This window comes from Symbiopectobacterium sp. RP, from assembly GCF_050472005.1.
Taxonomy (GTDB): Bacteria; Pseudomonadota; Gammaproteobacteria; order Enterobacterales; family Enterobacteriaceae; genus Symbiopectobacterium.
The window spans coordinates 1260343-1282439 of sequence record NZ_JBGOGS010000002.1 but is presented as its reverse complement, the minus strand read 5'-3'; the positions used below and the strand labels follow the sequence as shown (position 1 = coordinate 1282439).

At 52.1% G+C, this 22097-nt stretch carries 25 protein-coding genes and 4 pseudogenes; 18 read left to right on the top strand and 11 right to left on the bottom strand.

The features are described from left to right. Nucleotides 1-21: 21 nt before the first annotated feature. The 9 genes from ACD630_RS25970 to ACD630_RS25930 all read left to right on the top strand — a co-directional run bounded on the left by ACD630_RS25970 (nt 22) and on the right by ACD630_RS25930 (nt 5692). Nucleotides 22-150 carry a transposase gene (locus ACD630_RS25970; protein WP_430359511.1) on the top strand — a complete coding sequence of 43 codons (129 nt, stop codon included), beginning with the start codon at nt 22-24 and terminating at the stop codon, nt 148-150. Between the two features lie 339 nt (nt 151-489). Next, nucleotides 490-1194, top strand: a complete 705-nt coding sequence (locus tag ACD630_RS25965; protein ID WP_430361301.1) for a YggS family pyridoxal phosphate-dependent enzyme — start codon at nt 490-492, stop codon at nt 1192-1194. Between the two features lie 90 nt (nt 1195-1284). Beyond that, the gene (proC, locus tag ACD630_RS25960; protein ID WP_430361095.1) at nt 1285-2106 is read left to right on the top strand and encodes a pyrroline-5-carboxylate reductase; all 822 of its coding nucleotides are present in this window, start codon (nt 1285-1287) and stop codon (nt 2104-2106) included. A gap of 44 nt (nt 2107-2150) precedes the next feature. Next, nucleotides 2151-2705, top strand: coding sequence for a YggT family protein (locus tag ACD630_RS25955; RefSeq protein ID WP_430361094.1), 555 nt, complete (start codon nt 2151-2153; stop codon nt 2703-2705). Between the two features lie 14 nt (nt 2706-2719). Then, nucleotides 2720-2995 (top strand): DUF167 family protein YggU, encoded by a 276-nt coding sequence (yggU, locus tag ACD630_RS25950; protein WP_430361093.1) that lies wholly within the window; start codon nt 2720-2722, stop codon nt 2993-2995. 82 nt (nt 2996-3077) lie between these two features. Further along, complete coding sequence (gene rdgB, locus ACD630_RS25945) at nt 3078-3683, top strand: RdgB/HAM1 family non-canonical purine NTP pyrophosphatase (protein ID WP_430361092.1); 606 nt, start codon at nt 3078-3080, stop codon at nt 3681-3683. Further along, the gene (hemW, locus tag ACD630_RS25940) at nt 3676-4812 is read left to right on the top strand and encodes a radical SAM family heme chaperone HemW (RefSeq protein WP_430361091.1); all 1137 of its coding nucleotides are present in this window, start codon (nt 3676-3678) and stop codon (nt 4810-4812) included. The genes rdgB and hemW overlap by 8 nt, the downstream gene beginning before the upstream one ends. A gap of 333 nt (nt 4813-5145) precedes the next feature. After that, nucleotides 5146-5397, top strand: a complete 252-nt coding sequence (locus ACD630_RS25935; RefSeq protein WP_430361090.1) for a hypothetical protein — start codon at nt 5146-5148, stop codon at nt 5395-5397. Between the two features lie 145 nt (nt 5398-5542). Beyond that, nucleotides 5543-5692 carry a hypothetical protein gene (locus tag ACD630_RS25930; protein WP_430361089.1) on the top strand — a complete coding sequence of 50 codons (150 nt, stop codon included), beginning with the start codon at nt 5543-5545 and terminating at the stop codon, nt 5690-5692. A 348-nt stretch (nt 5693-6040) separates the two neighbouring features. Here the strand turns inward: ACD630_RS25930 and ACD630_RS25925 are convergent, their stop codons facing one another. From ACD630_RS25925 to ACD630_RS25895, 7 genes and pseudogenes are all read right to left on the bottom strand, one after another. Next, entirely contained in the window at nt 6041-7204 is a 1164-nt protein-coding gene (locus ACD630_RS25925; RefSeq protein ID WP_430361329.1) for a hypothetical protein, read from the bottom strand. Between the two features lie 32 nt (nt 7205-7236). After that, nucleotides 7237-7354 (bottom strand): annotated as a pseudogene (locus tag ACD630_RS25920) (EamA family transporter); the annotation flags it as partial. A gap of 59 nt (nt 7355-7413) precedes the next feature. Next, a complete protein-coding gene (gene nadE / locus ACD630_RS25915) occupies nt 7414-8238 on the bottom strand; it encodes an ammonia-dependent NAD(+) synthetase (protein ID WP_430361300.1) in 825 nt (274 codons plus the stop codon). Nucleotides 8239-8350: 112 nt separating this feature from the next. Then, the gene (locus tag ACD630_RS25910; protein ID WP_430361088.1) at nt 8351-8551 is read right to left on the bottom strand and encodes a hypothetical protein; all 201 of its coding nucleotides are present in this window, start codon (nt 8549-8551) and stop codon (nt 8351-8353) included. Next, nucleotides 8476-9009, bottom strand: coding sequence for an IS630 family transposase (locus ACD630_RS25905; protein ID WP_430361299.1), 534 nt, complete (start codon nt 9007-9009; stop codon nt 8476-8478). The genes ACD630_RS25910 and ACD630_RS25905 overlap by 76 nt, the downstream gene beginning before the upstream one ends. Further along, nucleotides 8933-9247: an IS630 transposase-related protein gene (locus tag ACD630_RS25900; protein WP_430361087.1), complete on the bottom strand. Its 315-nt coding sequence runs from the start codon at nt 9245-9247 to the stop codon at nt 8933-8935. Before ACD630_RS25900 ends, ACD630_RS25905 begins: the two co-directional genes overlap by 77 nt. A gap of 80 nt (nt 9248-9327) precedes the next feature. After that, a complete protein-coding gene (locus ACD630_RS25895; protein ID WP_430361086.1) occupies nt 9328-9480 on the bottom strand; it encodes an IS630 transposase-related protein in 153 nt (50 codons plus the stop codon). A 231-nt stretch (nt 9481-9711) separates the two neighbouring features. Here ACD630_RS25895 and ACD630_RS25890 point away from each other — a divergent pair, with 231 nt between their 5' ends. From ACD630_RS25890 to ACD630_RS25870, 5 genes and pseudogenes are all read left to right on the top strand, one after another. Then, nucleotides 9712-9918 carry a hypothetical protein gene (locus ACD630_RS25890; protein ID WP_430361085.1) on the top strand — a complete coding sequence of 69 codons (207 nt, stop codon included), beginning with the start codon at nt 9712-9714 and terminating at the stop codon, nt 9916-9918. 24 nt (nt 9919-9942) lie between these two features. Further along, nucleotides 9943-12807: a bifunctional [glutamate--ammonia ligase]-adenylyl-L-tyrosine phosphorylase/[glutamate--ammonia-ligase] adenylyltransferase gene (gene glnE / locus ACD630_RS25885; protein ID WP_430361084.1), complete on the top strand. Its 2865-nt coding sequence runs from the start codon at nt 9943-9945 to the stop codon at nt 12805-12807. Nucleotides 12808-12892: 85 nt separating this feature from the next. Continuing rightward, nucleotides 12893-14326, top strand: coding sequence for a bifunctional D-glycero-beta-D-manno-heptose-7-phosphate kinase/D-glycero-beta-D-manno-heptose 1-phosphate adenylyltransferase HldE (hldE, locus tag ACD630_RS25880; RefSeq protein WP_430361083.1), 1434 nt, complete (start codon nt 12893-12895; stop codon nt 14324-14326). Between the two features lie 52 nt (nt 14327-14378). Beyond that, nucleotides 14379-16382: an NAD-dependent DNA ligase LigA gene (gene ligA, locus ACD630_RS25875; RefSeq protein WP_430361082.1), complete on the top strand. Its 2004-nt coding sequence runs from the start codon at nt 14379-14381 to the stop codon at nt 16380-16382. 3 nt (nt 16383-16385) lie between these two features. After that, nucleotides 16386-16691 (top strand): annotated as a pseudogene (locus ACD630_RS25870) (DUF3820 family protein); the annotation flags it as partial. A 36-nt stretch (nt 16692-16727) separates the two neighbouring features. Here ACD630_RS25870 and ACD630_RS25865 read toward each other — a convergent pair. From ACD630_RS25865 to ACD630_RS25855, 3 genes and pseudogenes are all read right to left on the bottom strand, one after another. Then, a pseudogene (locus tag ACD630_RS25865) lies at nt 16728-17036 on the bottom strand (FlxA-like family protein); the annotation flags it as partial. A gap of 359 nt (nt 17037-17395) precedes the next feature. Beyond that, a complete protein-coding gene (locus tag ACD630_RS25860; protein WP_430361081.1) occupies nt 17396-18019 on the bottom strand; it encodes a transposase in 624 nt (207 codons plus the stop codon). Between the two features lie 119 nt (nt 18020-18138). Then, nucleotides 18139-18270 carry an IS630 transposase-related protein gene (locus ACD630_RS25855; RefSeq protein WP_430361080.1) on the bottom strand — a complete coding sequence of 44 codons (132 nt, stop codon included), beginning with the start codon at nt 18268-18270 and terminating at the stop codon, nt 18139-18141. Between the two features lie 143 nt (nt 18271-18413). Here ACD630_RS25855 and ACD630_RS25850 point away from each other — a divergent pair, with 143 nt between their 5' ends. From ACD630_RS25850 to ACD630_RS25835, 4 genes and pseudogenes are all read left to right on the top strand, one after another. After that, nucleotides 18414-18563, top strand: a complete 150-nt coding sequence (locus tag ACD630_RS25850; protein ID WP_430361079.1) for a hypothetical protein — start codon at nt 18414-18416, stop codon at nt 18561-18563. A gap of 305 nt (nt 18564-18868) precedes the next feature. Next, nucleotides 18869-19084, top strand: a pseudogene (locus tag ACD630_RS25845) (transposase); the annotation flags it as partial. Between the two features lie 75 nt (nt 19085-19159). Further along, nucleotides 19160-20083 carry an IS5 family transposase gene (locus ACD630_RS25840; RefSeq protein WP_430361078.1) on the top strand — a complete coding sequence of 308 codons (924 nt, stop codon included), beginning with the start codon at nt 19160-19162 and terminating at the stop codon, nt 20081-20083. Nucleotides 20084-20266: 183 nt separating this feature from the next. Further along, nucleotides 20267-20992, top strand: a complete 726-nt coding sequence (locus ACD630_RS25835) for an oxidative stress defense protein (RefSeq protein ID WP_430361077.1) — start codon at nt 20267-20269, stop codon at nt 20990-20992. A 17-nt stretch (nt 20993-21009) separates the two neighbouring features. Here the strand turns inward: ACD630_RS25835 and ACD630_RS25830 are convergent, their stop codons facing one another. Beyond that, entirely contained in the window at nt 21010-21903 is an 894-nt protein-coding gene (locus tag ACD630_RS25830; protein ID WP_430361076.1) for a LysR family transcriptional regulator ArgP, read from the bottom strand. Nucleotides 21904-22097: the final 194 nt, after the last annotated feature.

Here is a 22097-nt window from a genome sequence, read left to right as displayed (position 1 = left end):
GCTAATAACTCTGCAGGGTATATGGTGGAGTATTTGCCTACATATTCGCCAGATCTTAACCCAATTGAGCATAAATGGGCACAAGCAAAAAGCAAAAAAAGAGAGAGTGGTTGCGATACAGAGATTTTGTTCTCAGTCCATATGGTGTAATCAAAATTAAGTCGCTTGTCTATACGCAACGCAACGGAAAGCCCGGCATGCTGACGAAACAGATGTTCGCGCAGCCGAATGCCGTCGAGTGTGGTCAACGCGCCATCGGCCTGCCCCTCAGTGTGTAATTGCTGGCGCTGATGGGCCGTCATCCAACTGTCTCCCCAACGCTCCAACTGCGCAGCGTTGCAACAGGCGCTGGTCTGTATCGTTTGTAACTCGCCATCAATACGCCACATTGGTGGATATCCGCTACACAGGTGCAGATCGGAGGCATTCTGTTTTACACTACAGGTTATACACTCATTGATATCCATAGACCCCATCCTTAGCATGACCATGAACCCGATTGAGCAGAATCTACAGAATGTCAGAGAGAAGATCGCCGCCGCCGCATGTGGACGCGACCCGCACGCGGTGACCTTGCTTGCCGTCAGTAAAACCAAACCTGTGGCAGCGATAGAAGAAGCGATTGCCAGCGGGCAGCGAGGTTTTGGGGAAAATTATGTACAGGAAGGCGTGGACAAGGTGCTTTATTTCCGTGAGGCCATGCCTCAGGTGGCATTACAATGGCACTTTATCGGACCGCTGCAATCCAACAAGAGCCGTCTGGTTGCCGAACATTTTGACTGGTGTCACACCGTCGATCGCCATAAAATCGCCCAACGTCTGAGCGAACAACGCTCAGCGGCATTATCGCCATTGAACGTGTTGCTGCAAGTGAACATTAGCGGTGAAGCCAGCAAATCGGGGATCGAACCAGCAGAGCTTCCCGCCTTGGCCGCTACCGTCGCTGCCCTGCCGCACCTGACGCTGCGGGGCCTGATGGCAATTCCGGCACCGGAAAGTGACTACGCACGGCAATTAGCCGTGTTTCAATCGATGAATGACCTGTTTGCGCAGTTAAAATTGCATTATCCTCAGGTGGATACCCTCTCCATGGGGATGACGGATGATATGAGCGCCGCGATTGCGGCAGGCAGTACGCTGGTACGCATCGGCACCGCCATTTTCGGCGCACGGGACTATCCTCAGCATGTATAGGCCTCAACATGAATAATTCTCACCATGGATAATCCCCTTCGGGACTGAACGCTGCCACTGGCCGGTTGACGAACACGAGAGAACATAAATATGCAACACCGCAAGCTTACCTTTATTGGTGCCGGAAACATGGCTCAGGCGATCATTGCAGGGCAGGTTAACGGCGGTTATCCTGCCGATCGTATCCGCGTCTGCGCACCGAGCGCCGCACGACGGGATGCGCTGGCACAGCGCTATGGCGTTATCAGCAGTGACGACAACCTCGCGTGCGCGCAGGATGCTGACGTCGTGGTGCTGGCGGTGAAACCGCAGTTGATGGCAAGCGTATGCGAGCCGCTGCGCGGCGTGCTGAACGCGCTGGGTAAGTTGGTGCTGTCTATCGCGGCTGGAGTGAGTGTGGCGCGCTTTCAAGCGCTGTTAGGGGAGCCGCTAACGCTGGTGCGCATTATGCCAAACACACCGTCATTGGTGGGCAAAGGCATGAGCGGCCTTTACGCGCCCGCTAACGTATCGGCGGAAGATCGTGCCTTTAGCGCCGAACTGATGCAAAGCGTGGGTAAAGTATGCTGGGTTGAGCAAGAGAGCGGCATCAACGGCGTTATTGCCGCCGCAGGCAGCGCACCGGCCTATTTTTTCCTGTTTATGGAAGCGATGCAGCAAGAGGCCATACGCCAAGGATTCACACCGGAAAGTGCACGTCAGCTGGTGCAGCAAGCCGCACTGGGTGCAGCTGCACTGGTAGAAGCCAGTCCGGATACGCCGCTTGCGACGCTGCGTGAGAATGTGACGTCCAAAGGCGGCACCACCGCAGAGGCGCTGCGGGTGTTTAACGAACGCCAACTGACACAAACCGTCACCGATGCCATGCAGGCTGCCGTGTATCGCGCGCAGGAAATGGAAAAACTGTTTTAACGCACCGTTATTCTCTATATAGCTGATAAGGAATCGATGTTTCTATGCTAACCCTGACGTTTCTGGTCAAGACACTGATCGACCTGTATGTAATGGTGCTGCTGTTACGCATTTGGATGCAATGGTCACGCAGTGATTTTTATAACCCGTTCTCACAATTTGTGGTGAAAATCACGCAGCCTATCGTCAGGCCGCTGCGCCGTATTCTGCCTGCACTTGGCCCCATCGATAGCGCATCGCTGCTGTTGGCGTTTCTGCTGACCACGTTGAAATACCCCCTGCTGATGTTGATTCAGGTTGGAGCCTTCGCGATAAGCCCGGTCAACTTGCTGGTGGGTTTGTTGGCACTGTTAAAATCCTCGGGCTATCTGGTGTTCTGGGTAGTGATTATTCGTGCGCTGATGAGTTGGGTGAGTCAGGGACGCAGCCCGGTGGACTACCTGCTGTTCCAACTTACCGAACCGTTTATGGCCCCGATTCGCCGTATTATTCCAGCCATGGGCGGCATCGATTTCTCCGCCATGGCGGTGATTTTGATCCTGTATCTTCTGAACTACCTCGGCATGGATCTGTTTCCTGAATTTTGGTTCCTGCTGTGAGTGCAATAGCACTGATGCCCGATGGGTTGGTAATTCGGCTCTATATTCAGCCGAAGGCCAGCCGTGATCAGATAGTCGGCCTGCACGGTGATGAGCTCAAAGTCGCCATCACCGCGCCGCCGGTTGATGGTCAGGCCAACGCGCATTTGGTCAAATACCTTGCCAAGCAGTTCCGGGTGGCAAAAGGCGCAGTGAGCATTGAAAAAGGTGAGCTGGGCCGTCATAAACAGATTAGAATTGTTAATCCGCAGCACATTCCTACGGAAATCGCCGCATTGATCTCGCAGTAACCCTCCACAGGGAACTGCGCATCGCAACAGATAACTCCCCGCCATTCCCGACGATGGCATTAACAGAATGCAGGACACACGCATGGATACCACGAGGCAAAACGTCGTTTTAGCCACCGGCAACCCCGAAAAAGTTCGCGAACTCGCCGATCTGCTGGCGGATTTTGGCATGAATATCGTCGCACAAACCGAGCTGGGCGTTGATTCTGCCGAAGAGACCGGGTTGACCTTTATCGAGAATGCACTGCTCAAAGCACGCCACGCGGCGCACATCACCGGATTGCCTGCGGTGGCCGATGACTCGGGTCTGGCGGTTGATGCCTTGGGCGGTGCGCCGGGTATCTACTCCGCGCGCTACGCCAGAGTAGATGCCAGCGATCAAGCCAATCTGGACAAACTGCTCGATGCCATCAAGGATGTCCCTGACGAACAACGCGGAGCCAGCTTCCATTGCGTGCTGGTCTATCTGCGCCACGCCGATGACCCGACGCCGCTGGTCTGCCACGGCCGCTGGCAGGGTGTGCTGACGCGTAAAGCTGTGGGCGAAGGCGGCTTCGGCTATGACCCTATCTTTTACGTGCCGAGCGCAGGCAAAACGGCCGCAGAAATGACGCGCGATGAGAAAAACGCGCTGTTGCACCGTGGTCAGGCGCTGCGTTTACTGCTGGATGCGCTGCGTCATGCATAAACTGCCGCCGCTCAGCCTGTACATTCACATTCCCTGGTGTGTGCAAAAATGCCCGTATTGCGATTTTAACTCTCACGCCCTCAAAGGTGATGTGCCGCATCAGGAATATGTGGAGCACTTATTGGCGGATCTCGATGCGGATCTTCCGCTGAGCGGCGACCGAGCTCTCAGTTCGATCTTTATCGGCGGCGGCACGCCCAGCCTGCTGAGCGCAGAAGGCATGCAGGCACTGCTCGATGGCGTGCGTGCCCGCTTGCCCCTTAGGGCGGATGCCGAAATCACCATGGAAGCAAACCCCGGCACGGTAGAAACCGATCGCTTTAGCGGCTACCAGCGTGCGGGAGTTAATCGAATCTCCATTGGCGTGCAAAGTTTCAGCTCGGAAAAATTGACGCGTCTCGGACGTATTCACGGCCCGGAAGAAGCTAAGCGTGCCGCGCGTCTGGCGGCTGGACTTGGGCTGCGCAGTTTCAATCTGGACCTGATGCACGGCTTGCCGGATCAGACGCTGGAAGAAGCGTTGGACGATTTGCGTCAAGCGATTACGCTCAATCCACCGCATCTGTCGTGGTATCAATTGACGATTGAGCCGAATACCCTGTTCGGTTCGCATCCGCCGGTGCTGCCCGATGACGATGCGCTATGGGATATCTTCGCGCAGGGCCATGCGCTGCTCACTGCCGCAGGCTATCAACAGTATGAAACGTCTGCCTACGCCAAACCGGGCTATCAGTGCCAGCACAACCTCAACTATTGGCGTTTTGGCGATTATCTGGGGATTGGGTGTGGTGCACATGGCAAGATCACGCGCGCTGACGGGAGTATCCTGAGAACGGTAAAAACCCGCCATCCGTGCGGTTATATACGCGGCACTTACTTGGACCAGCGCAATGAAGTACAAGCGGAAGATTTGCCGTTCGAATTCTTCATGAACCGTTTTCGGTTGCTGGAACCCGCGCCGCGTAGCGAATTCAGTGCCTACACCGGCTTGGCAGAAAGCGCTGTGCGCCCACAAATAGACTGGGTGTTGGCGCAAGGTTATCTGACGGAAACCACTACCTACTGGCAGGTTACCGAACACGGCAAGCTGTTTCTGAATTCTTTGCTGGAAGGATTTCTGGCGGAATAATCGCAGCTAGGGAAAGAAAAAAACAGGTGAACGGTTAGACAGTGCTGACCGTCACTTGCTATCTAAAAATGGATAACGCCTGTTTTTTGATTGTTGGCAAATCTACAAGGTGATAATTTCATGCCCCTGCAGGCTTTGTTGAATAATAGTAAGTCATGCTGTTTTGCCAGCCAGTTTTGGTAGAAAATGCTTGTCACCTCAGGTTTACAGTTTTCTTATGAGGCCTAACTGCATGATTTTGCGTTGCGAGGATCTGTCGTTTCACCGGGGGTGCAGCATAAAATATGTTTATTCAACAAAGCCGCCCCTGTACGGAGCTGAAGGGCATTATCAATGATAATAAAAATCTATTGCTCACCAACAATCAACGCAAGTATTACCGATCGAACGGCAGGGAAAACCGCACAAAAAAATAGCCTTTCCCGAGCCATTAGCTTTACGGAAAACTCAAGCAATGACATTAAAGCAAAAGAAATATCATTAAAATATGATCTTCTTGTTGACGACGTTTTATGTGACACACCCGGCATTCTGAAAAATCAACGGGAACGCCTCCGTACTATCGGGCTTGCCGTCACAGCCTAGTCCGGTAGTGAGTGAAAACGCCATCGGCGGCCTGGCTGAGGCCGCGTATTGCACTCACAGCACAACACTGACGGCGAAGAAGAACAAGGTATTGCCGCTTTTACCCCGCGCGAGGCGCTTGGTGATATAGACAACCGACTTAAAAATGATTACAGCCAATGCCCTGATATGTGGCAAAAAAATACAGCTAATTGTTATCAAAATAATGTCGCTTGGCTATATTGCAGTACAGCGCCCAAGAAATGGCGGCGGCGTAGGCCAGCGGGTTGGTCAGAATGTTTTGCCACATCACTAATTGCGACCAGTGGCTTTCGCCCTTCATCATCCAGACGATGCCTACCAGTGCGAGCGCGACCCCAATCCATAGCCCAAGGCTACTTTTTTGTTGGTTGATAAAAACTGCGAACAAGAGCGTGAGACTTGGCCAAAGGTAATTGATCATACCCATCTCCATCGCTTGCACGCGATTCGCGGCAAAGCTGATGGAGAGCGATAAGAAGATTTCGTAACAGACGAAAAGTAATCCACCTCCGAACAAATAGCCTTTGGAAAAACCGCGCAGAGACGGGAATCCGGAGAACAGCACCAGACAGAGCGTACAGGTGCTGTATACATTGCCGCCCCGCCGACAGGGCATAGGTATCTACACATCAAACTGACGGGCTGCCGCATTGTCGTCTCCTTCAGCGCGTTGCAGCCACCATACCAGCACACATGCCATGCTAGCTATCAATAACCTGCGTAGCAGTGCACCAGCACTGCGCTGAAGCCATTTTTCTACATCATGACCGGCACCTTTCAGCAGCTTAAAAAAGGATTCAATACCCCAGCACCAGTAATACCAGCGAGCGACTTCCGCGCTGGTGATCTCGTTGCTAACATTTGTGAGCAGTGTCCAGCGTCCGATAAATTTACCGTGAGTATCGGTAAGGCGAACCACAACTAATCTGAGTGTCAGAGCTACGCCTGGCTGAACTTTCACTCGCCGTCCGGTGTTCTTGTCTTTCCGCTTCGCTTTTGCTGTTCGCGTTATGATCACGGATGTTTCCCCGATCTCCATATTGACTTTTTTCCCTTTCCAGCCAACCTGTCCGTTTGCGATAAATGGCAAATCGTCTGCAATTTCACCAATTTTACGGGTGTCACCGCCCCACTCGGCCCGATGCCCTTCCTTTCCCCGGATAAGCCAACATATTCCCTGGGAGCTTAATGTGTGCATATGCCCGATAGAGTCACCTTCACGGTCAATGAGATGAACTAACTTCTTCCCGGTATCAAGAGACTCAACGCGGGCGATATCAGCCGTCAAAGCATCTATATGAGTCAGACTCTCAGACAAGCCCTCGGTTAGCGTTGAACGACAACCCGCCCTATCGGTTAGAGTTTGAGACAGGGGCGCTATTGGTAAACCATTTGCAGCATCAAGCAGTAGGCTGGTTTGTAGTTCATAACCGACGTCGCCACCATGCGTCATTTTCAAACGTTCTTCTTTCCCATTGTGGGTACGAAACTGTAAATGAGACCAGTCGTGAACGACGGGAGCGTATGGATGCGGGCTAAGTGCAACCTGCCAGAGAGCCAGCGAAATAATCGGTTCATTGAGCTGACTGAAGCTAATACGTTCATTATTAAAAAAACGCCAAACGGCCTGAGTAGTGGCGAACGTTGTTTTCTGCGCGCAGGCAAGGTCTTTAACGGCTGACGCCAATGGTGCTGGGGGAGTCATGTGTTGCTTAACCAGACGCTGATAACGCCGGTTAAGGCGGGCATCAATCCCGCCGATGGATAAGTTGAGATCATGCAGCAACGTAATAGCAGATATTGCAAAAGATGTGTAGATACCTATGCCAACAGGGCCGAGGGCTTCGGTTAAACTGCGTAACAGGCCGACAGAAGTACTCCAAAGCAGAATCGCTAACAGGCCTGCCAGCGTGGCGCGTTGTGGGGTCATATCCATGTTTATTGTAGCAAACGGATGCCGTTTCCGACATCCGCGCAGCGTCTACTGCCTGCCTATCAGTGCCAGAAATCGTCAAATACAGTAACCGGAGGACGGCGTTTGTGTTCGGTCTTTTTATACCAGTTTTCGATAATGGCGGCGCGGTCGGCGTCGAGCGCTTTTCCTTCCAGATAGTCATCAATTTCGTTATAGGTGACGCCTAGGGCGGTTTCATCAGGTAACGAAGGGCGGTTCTCTTCCAGATCTGCCGTAGGGGCTTTGGTGTACAGGTGCTGCGGACAGCCGAGTACCTTCAACAGCGCTTTCCCTTGCCGTTTATTTAAACGAAAAATAGGATTGATATCCGTGCCACCGTCACCGTATTTGGTAAAGAAACCCGTGACGGCTTCTGCGGCGTGGTCGGTGCCGACCACCAGACCCGCGTTCATGCCCGCAATGCTGTATTGCGCCTTCATGCGCTCACGTGCCTTTTCGTTGCCTTTGACAAAATCGGACAGCGTTACGCCGATGGCTGCTAGGGTGGCTTCACTCACTTCGACGGCGGGCTTGATATTTACTGTTAACACGCTGTCCGGTTGGATGAAGGTGATGGCATCTTGGCAATCGGCCTCATCCGCCTGAATGCCATACGGCAAGCGTACAGCGATAAACTGATAACTCGTATCGCCAGTTTCGCTACGCAGCTCATTGATGGCAGTCTGGCACAGTTTGCCGGTCAGTGTAGAATCTTGCCCGCCGCTGATCCCCAGTACTAACGAACGGATGAAGGGATTGGCCTTAAGATAATTCTTTAAAAAATCAACGCTGATGCGAATCTCGGCATCGGGATCGACAGTAGGCTTAACACCCAGTGCCTGGATGATCTCTTGCTGCAATGACATGGTGGCCACTTCCTGAACCTGTTGATACTGCGAAATAATTAGCTTGATGGGTAGAGTGTAAAGCTAATCGTCGTGAAGAAAAAGGACAAGCAGTGCGCGCGTATATTTACTTTTATTGGCGCAGCGAGGCAATAAAATGTGGACGAATACCGATTTGAAAAATTGCCGCGAGCCATCTATCACTTGTCAGTGACCCATTAATGAATGAGGTAATATAGCCAAGCGACTTAATTTTGATTACACCATATGGACTGAGAACAAAATCTCTGTATCGCAACCACTCTCTCTTTTTTTGCTTTTTGCTTGTGCCCATTTATGCTCAATTGGGTTAAGATCTGGCGAATATGTAGGCAAATGCTCCACCATATACCCTGCATCGATGATGACTTGTTGAATATTATGTTTTTTGTGAAAAGTTGCATTGTCCATCACGATTACCCTGTTTTTAGGGAGTACTGGGATAAGGACTTGTGTGACCCAGGAATAGAAAACATCGCTGTTAATATTGATATCAAATAATCCGATAGCAAACAGCGTTGTGCCTAATAACGCGCCGATAACATTTGTTCTTCCCTTGGCTCCCCCGTTCTTCAGGCCAAAACACCGTTGACCTTTTGGGGAATAGCCGTGAGTCCGTGGGGTATCGTCTGGAAAACCACTTTCATCAATAAAAACAATAGGTTTACCTTCTTTTTCATACTGTTGTATTTTTTGTTGGAATGCTTGCCGGGCGCTTTCGTCGGCTTTCGGATGACGTAGAGTTTTTTTTATAGGTCAATCCCAGCTTTTTAAGAGCTTGCCAAATGGCCTTCTGACAAACGCCAAAACGCTCTGCACGTTCTTTTTGGTAAGCATCTGGATATTGTTCAACACCTTTTATCAACTCGGATTTATCGATCTTTCGCTGACGCATGGTCGATGCTTTTGACTCTATTTGAGGCCTTGTTGAATAAATAGATTTTATGCTGGCAGCCCAGCGAAACGACGGATCCTCGCAACGTAAAATCATGCAGTTAGGCCTCATGAGAAAAGTGTACACCTGAGATGACAAGCATTTTCAACCAAAACTGGCGTGGAAAAACAGCATGATTACCTATTATTCAACAAAGCCTCTATTTGATTAATCCAACGCAATACAGAGGCAGGGCCAATCCGAAATTGCTTCGCTGTTTCTCGGATACTCAACCCTTCTTCTTCCCGTGTAGATATCACTTTACGTCTAAAATCAATTGAATAGCTCATTTAAATAATGTAATCAAAATTAAGTCGTTTAGATATATTTCTCTTTCTGATGTGCTGAGGCAGTTTAAAACATTAAATCATGGTGCTTCCCATATTGTAGCTGACGAAAAACATAGTATGTTTTCCAAGAAAACAATTTCCGAAGCGTTCATGAAGGCACGCCGTGTTTCTGGATTAACCTAGAATGGCACAGCTCCTTCCTTTCACGAAATCAGAAGCTTGGCGGCACGCTTGTATATAACCAACCGACTTAAAAATGATTATAGCCAATGCCCTGATATGTGGCAAAAAATACAGCTAATTGTTATCAAAATAATGTCGCTTGGCTATACCGAGGAAAAAGGTAAAGATTATGCTCAAAAACTGTTAGCTCACAAGTCATCAGATATGACCGATAAGTACCGGGATGTAAGAGGTGCGGAATGGACAGAAATATGATTATTTCGATCGATTAACAATGACATGTTGAATTTAAAGATGAAAATTTTACCGCCGCTGCTGACGGAGCAGGCGCAGCGTGTGTTATCCCGCCTGCAAGAGAGCATGACGCTCCCTGCGTCCATCGCGCCAGAGGATCTGGCGGTGCTGGCCTCCAGTGACTTTGTCAGCGAGGCGCTGGCACGCTATCCCGATTGGTGGGAGGCATTACACCAGCAACCGACGCAGCCGGAGGAGTGGCAGCATTACGGGCAATGGTTGGCACAAGCGCTGGAGGCGGTGAGCGATGAGGCGACGCTGATGCGCGTGCTGCGTGAGTTTCGTCGCAGGATGCTGGTACGTATTGCCTGGTCGCAATCACTCGCCACCAGTACCACGCCGCAAACGCTGCGCCAGCTGAGCGAATTGGCTGAAACATTGATTGTGGCGGCGCGCGGCTGGCTCTATGACGCCTGCTGCTGCGAGTGGGGCACGCCCTGTAATGCGCAAGGGGAGCCGCAGCCGCTGCTGATATTGGGCATGGGCAAGCTGGGGGGCGGTGAACTGAACTTCTCCTCTGATATAGACCTGATATTTGTCTATCCGGAAAACGGTCGAACGCGCGGGGGACGGCGCGAATTGGATAATGCGCAATTCTTTACCCGGCTGGGGCAGCGCCTGATCAAAGCGCTGGATCAGATGACAGTGGACGGTTTTGTCTACCGTGTCGATATGCGTTTACGCCCGTTTGGCGACAGCGGTCCGTTGGTGCTCAGCTTTGCTGCGATGGAGGAGTATTATCAGGAGCAGGGGCGCGATTGGGAACGCTACGCGATGGTGAAAGCGCGTTTGATTGGCGGTATGGAAGATGCCTACAGTCAGGAACTGCGCGCGCTGCTGCGTCCGTTTGTGTTCCGCCGCTATATCGATTTCAGTGTGATCCAATCGCTGCGTAACATGAAGAGCATGATTGCCTGCGAAGTACGGCGGCGCGATCTGCGTAACAACATCAAGCTGGGCGCGGGTGGTATTCGCGAAATTGAGTTTATCACCCAGGTTTTCCAACTGATTCGCGGTGGACGTGAGCCGGGGTTGCAAGGCCGGGAACTGCTGCCGACGTTGCAGCACACCGGTAGTCTGGGCCTGCTCTCGCCGCAGCAGGTGGACGAACTGAGCAATGCCTATCTGTTTTTACGGCGGCTGGAAAACCTGTTGCAAGCGATTGCTGATGAGCAGACGCAAACTTTGCCGCAAGAAGCGCTGAATCAGCAGCGTCTGGCGTGGGGCATGGGGTTTGATGGCTGGGAAACGTTAAATGATGCCTTACAAAACCATATGCTGGCGGTGCGCCGGGTGTTTAATGACCTTATTGGCGATGATGCACAGGACGGGCAGGATGCGCCGGAGTGCAGCGGTTACAACAGCGTATGGCTGGACGCGCCCGATGAGGTGGATATGGGGGCGTTAATGCCTCACCTCAGCGAAGGGGCACGTAACGAGCTACTGCGCGCCATTACGGATTTTCGTCATGATTTGGTTAAACGTACCATTGGCCCACGCGGGCGTGACGTGCTCGATCATCTTATGCCGCTACTGCTGGCCGAAGTGTGTGCTCACAAGCAGGCTGAGCTTATTTTGCCGCGCCTGACGCCGTTGTTGCTCGGTATCGTGACGCGCACCACCTATCTGGAACTGCTGCTGGAGTCGCGCCCTGCGTTGATTCAATTGCTCCGTCTGTGTGCTGCCTCACCGATGGTGGCAAGCCAGCTGGCGCGTTATCCGCTGCTGCTGGATGAACTGCTCGATCCGGCGACGCTCTACCACCCGCTGGGGCCGGAAGCATATCACGATGAATTGCGCCAATACCTGATGCGCGTGCCTGAGGAAGACGAAGAGCAGCAACTGGAAGCCGTACGGCAGTTCAAACAGGCTCAACAGCTGCGCATTGCCACTGGCGACATCGCGGGCGTGCTGCCAGTGATGAAAGTGAGTGATCACTTAACTTATCTGGCAGAAGCCATCATTGCTGCCGTGGTGCAGCAAGCCTGGACGCAGATGGTGGCGCGTTATGGGCAACCGACGCACTTGCACCAGCGCGAAGGGCGCGGTTTTGCGGTGATTGGTTATGGCAAGTTGGGCGGTTGGGAATTGGGCTACAGCTCCGATCTCGATCTGGTGTTCCTGCTGGACTGCCCGGATGAGGTGGTAACCGACGGTGAGCGCAGTATTGATGGCCGCCACTTCTATCTCCGTCTGGCGCAGCGTGTGATGCACCTGTTCAGCACGCGTACCTCCTCGGGTATTCTGTACGAGGTAGATGCCCGCCTGCGCCCATCTGGGGTGGCGGGAATGCTGGTCAGCACCGTCGGGGCTTTCGGCGATTATCAACAGCATGAAGCTTGGACCTGGGAGCATCAGGCGCTGGTGCGCGCGCGTATGGTCTATGGTGAGCGTGGCGTACAGGCGCAGTTTGAGGCGATACGGCGTCAGATTTTATGTCAGGAACGCGAGGCGGAGACGCTGCGTGCGGAAGTGCGCGAAATGCGTGAGAAGATGCGTCAGCATTTGGCCAATAAAGACCCCGCGCTGTTTGATCTGAAAACCGATGAGGGTGGTATCACCGATATTGAATTTATCGTGCAGTATCTGGTACTGCGTTATGCGGCACAGGAGCCACGTCTGACGCACTGGTCTGATAATGTGCGCATTCTGGAACTGATGGCCCAGTGCGGCGTGATGGACGAGGAAGAAGCGCGGGCTTTGACGTTGGCATACATTACCCTGCGCGATGCGTTGCATCATCTGGCGTTGCAGGAACAGTCGGCGCGTGTAAGCGCTGAAAGTTTTTTGAGCGAGCGTCAAAAGGTGAAAACCAGCTGGGAGAAATGGGTGGGTGCCGGGGCGCAGTAGGCAACGAATGTTGTTTCGAAGGGCTGCGGGGGCTGTGCTATTATCGCGACCAACTGTATGACAAAAAACATCTTGGAGTAGGTGCATGAAAGTTTCATTACCTAATTTTCGTCAGGCTGGCGTGCTGGTGGTAGGGGATGTGATGCTGGATCGCTACTGGTACGGTCCTACCAGCCGTATTTCGCCAGAAGCGCCTGTACCGGTAGTCAAAGTCGATACCATTGATGAACGTCCCGGCGGTGCGGCCAACGTGGCCATGAACATTGCGGCGCTGGGTGCCAGCTCCCGTCTGGTCGGGCTGACGGGCATCGATGATGCCGCACGTGCGCTGAGCGCCAAACTGAGCGATGTGAACGTCAAGTGCGATTTTGTTTCCGTCCCGACGCACCCTACTATTACCAAACTGCGCGTGCTGTCGCACAACCAGCAGTTGATTCGCCTGGATTTCGAAGAAGGCTTTGACGGCGTTGATCCGCAGCCGATGTTGGAACGCATTGCGCAGGCGCTGCCAAAAATCGGCGCGCTGGTACTGTCAGACTACGCGAAGGGCGCTCTGGCTCATGTGCAGGCGATGATCCAAACCGCCAATGCGGCGGGCGTGCAAGTCCTGATTGACCCGAAAGGGACCGATTTCGCTCGCTATCGCGGTGCCACCTTGCTGACCCCGAACCTGTCCGAGTTCGAAGCGGTTGCCGGACGCAGCAAAACCGAAGAAGAACTGGTAGCGCGCGGCGAGAAAATGATTGCCGATTTTGACCTTTCCGCACTGCTGATCACCCGTTCTGAACAGGGCATGACGCTGCTTCAGCCGGGCAAAGCGCCGCTGAATCTGCCGACACAGGCGCAGGAAGTCTACGATGTGACCGGTGCGGGCGATACCGTGATTGGCGTATTGGCAGCGGCGCTGGCGGCGGGAAATTCACTGGAAGATGCCTGTTTCCTTGCGAACGCCGCAGCGGGTGTGGTAGTGGGTAAGCTGGGAACCTCTACCGTCACGCCTATCGAGCTGGAAAATGCCATTCGTGGTCGCGCTGACAGCGGTTTTGGTGCGATGGATGAAGAGCAACTGAAAGCGGCTGTCGCGCGGGCGCGCCTGCGCGGTGAAAAAATTGTCATGACCAACGGCGTATTCGATATTCTGCATGCTGGTCACGTCTCTTATCTGGCGAACGCACGCAAGCTGGGCGATCGCTTGATTGTGGCGGTGAACAACGATGACTCCACCAGCCGCTTGAAAGGCCCCACGCGTCCGGTCAATGCCCTAGCGCAACGTATGGCAGTGTTAAGTGCCCTCGGCGCGGTGGACTGGGTAGTGCCGTTTGAAGAAGATACCCCGCAGCGCCTGATTGCTGGCATTTTGCCGGATATTCTGGTCAAAGGTGGTGACTACAAGCCGGAAGATATCGCAGGCAGTAAAGAGGTGTGGGCCAACGGCGGCGACGTCCATGTGCTGAACTTTGAAGATGGCTGTTCTACCACTAACATTATTAATGCCATCAAAGCCAATACGCCGCGATAAACCAAAAGAGTACGGGTAACCTCCAGTGACAGCTGAACATCTGACATCGCGTGTGGCCGAGCTGCACGCGCAATTGCGCCACCACGAATATAAATATCACGTTGAAGATGCGCCGGAAATTCCTGACGTGGAATATGACCGCCTGATGAATGAGCTCAAGGCGATCGAAGCGGAACATCCTGAACTGATTACGCCAGATTCGCCCACGCAGCGCGTTGGCGCGGCCCCCCTGTCGGCGTTCGAGTCCGTGCGTCATGAGGTGCCGATGCTGTCGTTGGATAACGTATTCGATGATGACAGCTATCTGGCGTTTTACAAACGCGTGCAGGATCGCTTGAAAAGCGGCGAGGAAATAACCTTCTGTTGTGAGCTGAAGCTCGATGGTTTGGCGGTAAGCCTGTTGTATGAAAACGGCCTGCTGATGCAGGCCGCCACGCGCGGCGATGGCACGACAGGGGAAAACATTACCGCCAATATCCGTACCATCGGAGCCGTTCCACTGCGGTTGCACGGTGATAACATCCCTGCGCGTGTGGAAGTGCGTGGCGAAGTGTTTATGAAACACCGTTGCTTTGAAAAGATGAATGATGAAGCGCGGCGTACCGGTGCCAAGATTTTTGCCAATCCGCGTAATGCAGCGGCGGGGTCGTTGCGTCAGCTCGATCCGCGCATTACTGCTAAACGTCCCCTGACGTTCTTCTGCTATGGCGTTGGCCTGTTGGAAGGCGGAACCTTGCCAGCCAGCCATCTGGCACGCCTGAATCAATTTAAAGCCTGGGGACTGCCGGTTAGCGATCGTATTCGTTTGTGCACTGGTAGCGCAGACGTGCTGGCATTTTACCGTCAGGTGGAGCAAGAGCGCGCCACGCTCGGCTTCGATATTGACGGCGTGGTGGTCAAAGTTGACGACCTGGCATTGCAAGGGCGGCTCGGGTTTGTCGCGCGCGCGCCGCGCTGGGCGGTGGCCTTTAAATTCCCGGCGCAGGAGCAACTGACTTGGCTGCACGGCGTTGATTTCCAAGTAGGGCGCACTGGTGCCATTACGCCGGTGGCACGCCTTGAGCCGGTTGCTGTTGCCGGGGTTATGGTGAGTAATGCCACCTTGCATAACCGCGATGAGATTGAACGTCTCGGCATACAGATCAGCGATCGCGTTATCGTGCGTCGTGCAGGCGATGTTATTCCGCAGATCGTTGGGATAGTGGAAGCAGAACGCCCTGCGGATGCGCGTGCTATCGACTTTCCTGAGCAATGTCCGGTGTGTGGCTCCGAGGTGGAGCGCGTTGACGGTGAGGCGGTGACGCGCTGCACTGGCGGGTTGATCTGCGGTGCACAGCGTAAAGAAGCGTTAAAGCACTTTGTCTCCCGTCGTGCGCTGGATGTGGAGGGTATGGGTGACAAAGTTATAGATCAGCTGGTGGAAAAAGAGTACGTCAAAACCCCCGCCGACCTGTTCAAACTTACCGCTGGCATCCTGACTGGACTGGATCGTATGGGGCCGAAATCGGCACAGAATCTGGTCAATGCGCTTGAAAAAGCCAAATCCACCACCTTTGCCCGTTTCCTGTTTGCGTTGGGTATCCGTGACGTAGGGGAAGCGACCGCAAGCAACCTGGCACAGCATTTTGCCACCCTGGATAACCTGCTAGCGGTGGATGAAGAAGCGCTGCTGGAAGTGGCGGATGTGGGGCCTATCGTGGCGAAGCATGTGCGCCATTTCCTGCAAGAAGCACACAACCAGCAAGTGATTCGCGATCTTATCAATCCTGAGGGCATCAATATCCATTGGCCTGACATCGAAAGGGTGGATGTTGCGACGCTTGATAACCCGTTTGCCGGCAAGACCATTGTGCTGACGGGGGCGTTGAGCCAGCTATCCCGTGATGAAGCCAAGGATCGCCTGACGGCGCTGGGCGCGAAAGTGAGCGGCAGCGTGTCCAAGAAAACCGATATTGTGATTGCCGGGGAAGCAGCGGGCTCCAAGCTGGCCAAAGCACAAGAGTTGAATATCCCGGTGATTGATGAAGCTGAGATGATCCGTCTGCTCGGAGCCTAACCGATGGAAAAAGAGGATTTGATCGCCATCGCCACTCAGCAGATGCCATTTGGCAAGTATCAGGGCCGTGTATAGCCAACCGACTTAAAAATGATTACAGCCAATACCCTGATATGTGGCAAAAAATACAGCTAATTGTTATCAAAATAATGTCGCTTTGCTATACTGATCGATTTGCCTGAGGAGTATTTGCTGTGGTTTGCCTGCAAGGATGCGTTTCCCACAGGGCGATTGGGCGACTTGATGCAACTGACGCTGACCATCAAGATTGCAGGGCTGCAAGGGTTGGTGACGCCGCTCAAGCAGCCACACGTAGATGTTGATTTTATTCTCTTCGGTCGGCTTGTTAACGCCTTCCTCTTGAGCCGTAGACGTGGATGCCGCCTGCTGCTGTTTACTCTCCGATGACTCATTCTGCAACCGGGCGATTTGGGCCTGAAGCGCTTGAATCTGCGCCTGAACCAACTGCTGCTGCTCCTGAATACTGGCCTTTTCTTCATCCGCACTGGCTTTCTCAAGGGAGGAAGCCAGCGATTTGGCCTGCTGCGTTAGCGTTTTAATCTGCTGATTAAGACGAGCAATTTGCTGCTCATTGCTGGTCCCTGAGCTCGCACTGCTGCCAGAGGCAGACGTCACTGCGCTGATGCTGGTCATTTTTTCTCCTTGTCATTACGGCACTGGTTGTGCTTATATAGAGTATCGACGTTTATTCCCTCCTGCTTAACAGGGATTTTGTCGGAATACAGAACGATAGGATCAGGTTTTTTACAGTAAATGTAACAATATGTGTTATTTGCCAGTGCCGAGAGAAACACAGGAAGGGGCTATCGGCATTGCGCGGGACGCACGGCGAGGGAATTATAGCTAGGCGACTTAATTTTGATTACACCATATGGACTGAGAACAAAATCTCTGTATCGCAACCACTCTCTCTTTTTTTGCTTTTTGCTTGTGCCTATTTATGCTCAATGGGGTTAAGATCTGGCGAATATGTAGGCAAATACTCCACCATATTACCCTGCATCGATGATGACTTGTTGAATATTATGTTTTTTGTGAAAAGTTGTATTGTCCATCACGATTACACTGTTTTTAGGGAGTACTGGGATAAGGACTTGTGTGACCCAGGAATAGAAAACATCACTGTTAATATTGATATCAAATAATCCGATAGCAAACAGCGTTGTGCCTAATAAAGCGCCGATAACATTTGTTCTTCCCTTTGCTCCCCAGTTCTTCAGGCCAAAACACCGTTGACCTTTTGGGGAATAGCCGTGAGTCCGTGGGGTATCGTGTGGAAAACCACTTTCATCAATAAAAACAATAGGTTTACCTTCTTTTTCATACTGTTGTATTTTTTGTTGAAATGCTTGCCGGGCGCTTTCGTCGGCTTTCGGATGACGTAGAGTTTTTTTATAGGTCAATCCCAGCTTTTTAAGAGCTTGCCAAATGGCCTTCTGACAAACGCCAAAACGCTCTGCACGTTCTTTTTGGTAAGTATCTGGATATTGTTCAACATCTTTTATCAACTCGGATTTATCGCTCTTTCGCTGACGCGTGGTCGATGCTTTTGACGCTATTTGATTAATCCAACGCGAGGCTTTGTTGAATAATAGGTAATCATGCTGTTTTTCCACGCCAGTTTTGGTTGAAAATGCTTGTCATCTCAGGTGTACACTTTTCTCATGAGGCCTAACTGCATGATTTTACGTTGCGAGGATCCGTCGTTTCGCTGGGCTGCCAGCATAAAATCTATTTATTCAACAAAGCCCCAACGCGATACAGAGGCAGGGCCAATCCGAAATTGCTTCGCTGTTTCTCGGATACTCAACCCTTCTTCTTCCCGTGTAGATATCACTTTACGTCTAAAATCAATTGAGTATCTCATTTAAATAATATAATCAAAATTAAATCGTTTAGCTATAATTTGCCGATTATCCGGACGACAACAAAAACGAGGGCGTAAAGAAAGCGCCCCAGCGCTGCTTGCCAGACTATCCATCCTGCTAAATATAGCAAACAGACATTATTTTGATAACAGCCAGCTATGCTTTTTTGCCGCATATCAGGGTATCTGTTGTAATCATTTTTAAGTCGGTTGGCTATACCTTGACGTTATTAGCAGACTATACCCCGGAAGAACTTGCCCACTTAGCTATGGTGGTTTTTAACCCTTTATGATGTGTAGATACCTATGTCCCTGATGCTGGGCTTGAACAGCGGTAGTGATCTACCGCTTTGTTTGCGCACATCTGAGCGGAGTTATGCTCATTTCTGGTGTACGGGGTTTCGGGGAGGGTGGAGTATCCTGCTGATTGATTTCGCGGATGATTTCAACAACAGAGAGATGATACCCCATGAAAAAGTCTACCCTACAGCTCTCCGCAGAACTAGATATAGCAAAACAACTTAAAAATGATTACAACAGATACCCTGATATGCGGCAAAAAAGCATAGCTGGCTGTTATCAAAATAATGTCGCTTGGCTATACAGCCATGTCAGGCAAGATGATCTCCTTTGCCTGCTGGTCATTATCGGCGTCACTGAGCATGGACGTAAGGAGCTGGTTGCGGTCGAAGATGTTTATCGAGAGTCAGAAGCAAACTGGGCCGAACTTCTTAATGGCCTGCGAGCACGTGGCCTAACCGTATCTCCCAAGCTGGCTACGGGAGACGGTGCCCTTGGTTTTTGGAATGCAATGGGCTTTGTTGAATAAATAGAACTTTTGGGTAATCATCGGAGCAGATCAACACAGTTGTTTCAAAATTAGGTCTCCATGGCAAAACAAAATTTTAAAATCACCAACTGGCCCTCTTATAACAAGGCCCTCAAGCAGCGCGCTTCTCTAACCGTATGGCTAGATGAATCAGCCATTGCTGCATGGACGGAAAAAAACACTACTGAACGGCGTGGACGACCGCTCCACTACTCAGATATGACCATCACCACAGTCCTGATGATGAAACGCGTGTTTGGCCTTTCATTGAGGGCTTTACAGGGCTTTGGTGACTCGATTTTTAAACTGATTAAATTGTCGCTCCATTGTCCAGACTATTCGCTGCTCAGCAAGCGAGCAAAGACAGTGAACATCAGCATAAAAACGCCAACCCGTGGTGAAATCTCACATCTGCTCATTGATGGAACCGGCCTGAAGGTCTTTGGCGAAGGCGAATGGAAAGTCCGGCAGCATGGTGCCGACAGACGCAGGGTATGGCGTAAGCTGCACCTGGCAGTAGACAGTGTGACGCATGAGATTATCTGTGCGGATTTGTCGCTCAGTGGTACGACTGATGCCCAAGCTCTACCGGCGCTGATAAACCAGACCCACCGGAAAATCAGAGAGGCATCGGCTGACGGCACTTACGATACAGTTTACTGCTATGATGCTCTGCTGAGAAAGAAAATAAGGCCGCTTATCCCGCCACGAAGGGGGGCTCAATATTGGCAAGATCGCTACCACGAGCGTAACCACGCTGTTGCAAATCAGCGCATTAGCGGTAGTAACGATATCTGGAAAAAGAAAGTGGGCTATCACCGGCGCTCAGTGGCTGAAACGGCCATGTTCCGGTTCAAAAGGCTTCTGGGTGGTCATCTAAGTCTGAGAGACTACGATGGTCAGGTGGGTGAAGCCATGGTCATGCTCAAAGCGCTTAACCTGATCACGCTATTAGGAATGCCGAACAGTATTCGCATCACGTAACAATCGACCCGTATGGGGCGCAGTCGTTACAAGTTCTGATTTATTCAACAAAGCCACTATATTTATCAATAACACCATGTTTATCTATAGCTGTAGGCGTATTCATTGCACAGGCGCACCGCCGTCATCGTGGCGTGCAACGGCGCACTATTAAATGGAATCAGGAGAAACGGAAACGATACTGTGAAGCTAAAAGCACTGGCGATAGCCGCCCTGTTAGGATTAAGCACGCTTCCACTGTCCGGTCAGGCCGCTGAATTGCCGAACGGACCGAACATCGTGACATCATGCAAAGCGAGCGTGGATGCCACGCCGGATATTGCAAATCTGGCGATTGAGGTCAACGTTTCATCGAAAGACGTGGCTGATGCTAAAAAGCAGGTGGACGACCGCGTGGCGCAATATTTTGCCTATCTGGAAAAACACGGTATTGAGAGAAAAGATATCAGCGCCGCTAACCTGCGTACCCATCCTGAATACAATTTTCTGAAAGATGGTCGTTCTGAACTGAAAGGGTATCGTGCGGTGCGTCAGGTGGCGGTAACGGTACGCCAACTGGATCAGCTAAATGCCTTGCTGGATGGTGCACTGCGCGCGGGGTTGACGGAAATCCGCGGCGTGGAGTTGGGGGTAGCCAACCCGGAAGCCTATCGCGATCAGGCACGTCAGCGGGCAATCGAAACGGCGACCAGCCAGGCGAAAGTATTGGCAACCGGATTCAACGCCAAACTGGGACCGATTTACAGCATCCGCTATCAGGTTGCCAACTATCAGCCCGTTCCCATGACTCGGATGTTTAAAGCGGCGGGCGTCGCGGCAGAGGCCGATGTGGCGCAGACTTACGAGCAGCAAAGCATCCAGTTTGACGATCAGGTTGACGTGGTGTTCGAACTGCAACCTAATCAGTAACGCCTGACTAACGCGCGTCAGGACTGGCGCAATACGCGATGCCCGTGCGAGAGCAGGGCATCCGTCACCTTTCTCATCATCCGACTTTCTGGCGCGAAGCGGTGCCAATAAAGCATACGGCGCTGAAACAGGCCCGGCGTCAGATCGACCAACTCGCTGTTTGCCAATTCTCTCTCGATTTGCAGGTGTGGGATCATACAGCAGGTGGTGCCCTGTCGTGCCAGTTGTACGAACGCTTCTGACGAGTTAACGATATGGCAGGGAACGCTGCCGGGCGAGAGATCGAAATTCTGCTGCAAAAATGCCTGATGCATATCATCCAGATGATCAAAGGCAACCGCAGGGGCGCGCAGCAACGCGGAACGGGTCACGCCGTTCGGGAAGTAGCGTACGGCAAAATCCGGTGAGGCAACAAACAGATAGTCTAACGCACCGAGTTTATCCACCAGACAGCTCGGCAACGGTTGCGGCTGGATACTGACGGCACCGACCACTTCACCACGGCGCAAGCGTTCTTGCGTGCGGGTTTCATCTTCCACTTGCAGATTAAGGCGAATAGGGGAATCGACCAGTACCGATTGCAACGCAGGTAACAGCCAAGTTGCGAGACTGTCGGCGTTGACCGCCAGCGACAGCAACAGCGGGATATCGCTGCTGGCATCATTGCCCAGCCACTCTTCTTCCAGCAACTCCACTTGGTGCAACAGCGCCAGCAATTTTTGTCCTTGTTCGGTGGGACGTGGTGGTATGCTTCTGACCAACAGCGGCTGTCCGAACAGGTTCTCCAACTGCTTGATGCGTTGTGAAACGGCGGATTGCGTGATGCACAATTTTTGCGCGGCGCGTTCAAATCCGTGCTCACGGATGACGGCATCGAGAGCCTGAAGTGTGCGATAGTCCGGTCGTTTCATGAAGGTGCCATTTCCTATGGATAAAACCTAGTCTTTGCACTATGCCACATTTTTCCGACGGAACACGCTAAAAATCTGTCCCATTTCACACTGATGGCCGAAAATAATCGAAAGACGCTCGGCGATTGGCGTCGTTTCCGGTGGCGCTTGCTCTATAATACTCCTCTCTCTTCTCACTGTAATTTGCAGGCACG

Bases quoted from the DNA above. Each gene is read 5' to 3' on its own strand.
- ACD630_RS25955 (WP_430361094.1), top strand. From the start codon at position 2,151: ATGCTAACCCTGACGTTTCTGGTCAAGACACTGATCGACCTGTATGTA.
- yggU (WP_430361093.1), top strand. From the start codon at position 2,720: ATGCCCGATGGGTTGGTAATTCGGCTCTATATTCAGCCGAAGGCCAGC.
- nadE (WP_430361300.1), bottom strand. From the start codon at position 8,238: ATGTCATTGCAGCAAGAGATCATCCAGGCACTGGGTGTTAAGCCTACT.
- glnE (WP_430361084.1), top strand. From the start codon at position 9,943: ATGTTGAATTTAAAGATGAAAATTTTACCGCCGCTGCTGACGGAGCAG.
- hemW (WP_430361091.1), top strand. From the start codon at position 3,676: ATGCATAAACTGCCGCCGCTCAGCCTGTACATTCACATTCCCTGGTGT.
- ACD630_RS25930 (WP_430361089.1), top strand. From the start codon at position 5,543: ATGATTACAGCCAATGCCCTGATATGTGGCAAAAAAATACAGCTAATT.
- ACD630_RS25970 (WP_430359511.1), top strand. From the start codon at position 22: ATGGTGGAGTATTTGCCTACATATTCGCCAGATCTTAACCCAATTGAG.
- rdgB (WP_430361092.1), top strand. From the start codon at position 3,078: ATGGATACCACGAGGCAAAACGTCGTTTTAGCCACCGGCAACCCCGAA.
- hldE (WP_430361083.1), top strand. From the start codon at position 12,893: ATGAAAGTTTCATTACCTAATTTTCGTCAGGCTGGCGTGCTGGTGGTA.
- ACD630_RS25935 (WP_430361090.1), top strand. From the start codon at position 5,146: ATGATAATAAAAATCTATTGCTCACCAACAATCAACGCAAGTATTACC.
- ACD630_RS25855 (WP_430361080.1), bottom strand. From the start codon at position 18,270: ATGAGATACTCAATTGATTTTAGACGTAAAGTGATATCTACACGGGAA.
- ACD630_RS25965 (WP_430361301.1), top strand. From the start codon at position 490: ATGAACCCGATTGAGCAGAATCTACAGAATGTCAGAGAGAAGATCGCC.
- ACD630_RS25895 (WP_430361086.1), bottom strand. From the start codon at position 9,480: ATGAGCTATTCAATTGATTTTAGACGTAAAGTGATATCTACACGGGAA.
- ACD630_RS25830 (WP_430361076.1), bottom strand. From the start codon at position 21,903: ATGAAACGACCGGACTATCGCACACTTCAGGCTCTCGATGCCGTCATC.
- ACD630_RS25840 (WP_430361078.1), top strand. From the start codon at position 19,160: ATGGCAAAACAAAATTTTAAAATCACCAACTGGCCCTCTTATAACAAG.
- ACD630_RS25900 (WP_430361087.1), bottom strand. From the start codon at position 9,247: ATGATTTTACGTTGCGAGGATCCGTCGTTTCGCTGGGCTGCCAGCATA.
- ACD630_RS25910 (WP_430361088.1), bottom strand. From the start codon at position 8,551: ATGGGCACAAGCAAAAAGCAAAAAAAGAGAGAGTGGTTGCGATACAGA.
- proC (WP_430361095.1), top strand. From the start codon at position 1,285: ATGCAACACCGCAAGCTTACCTTTATTGGTGCCGGAAACATGGCTCAG.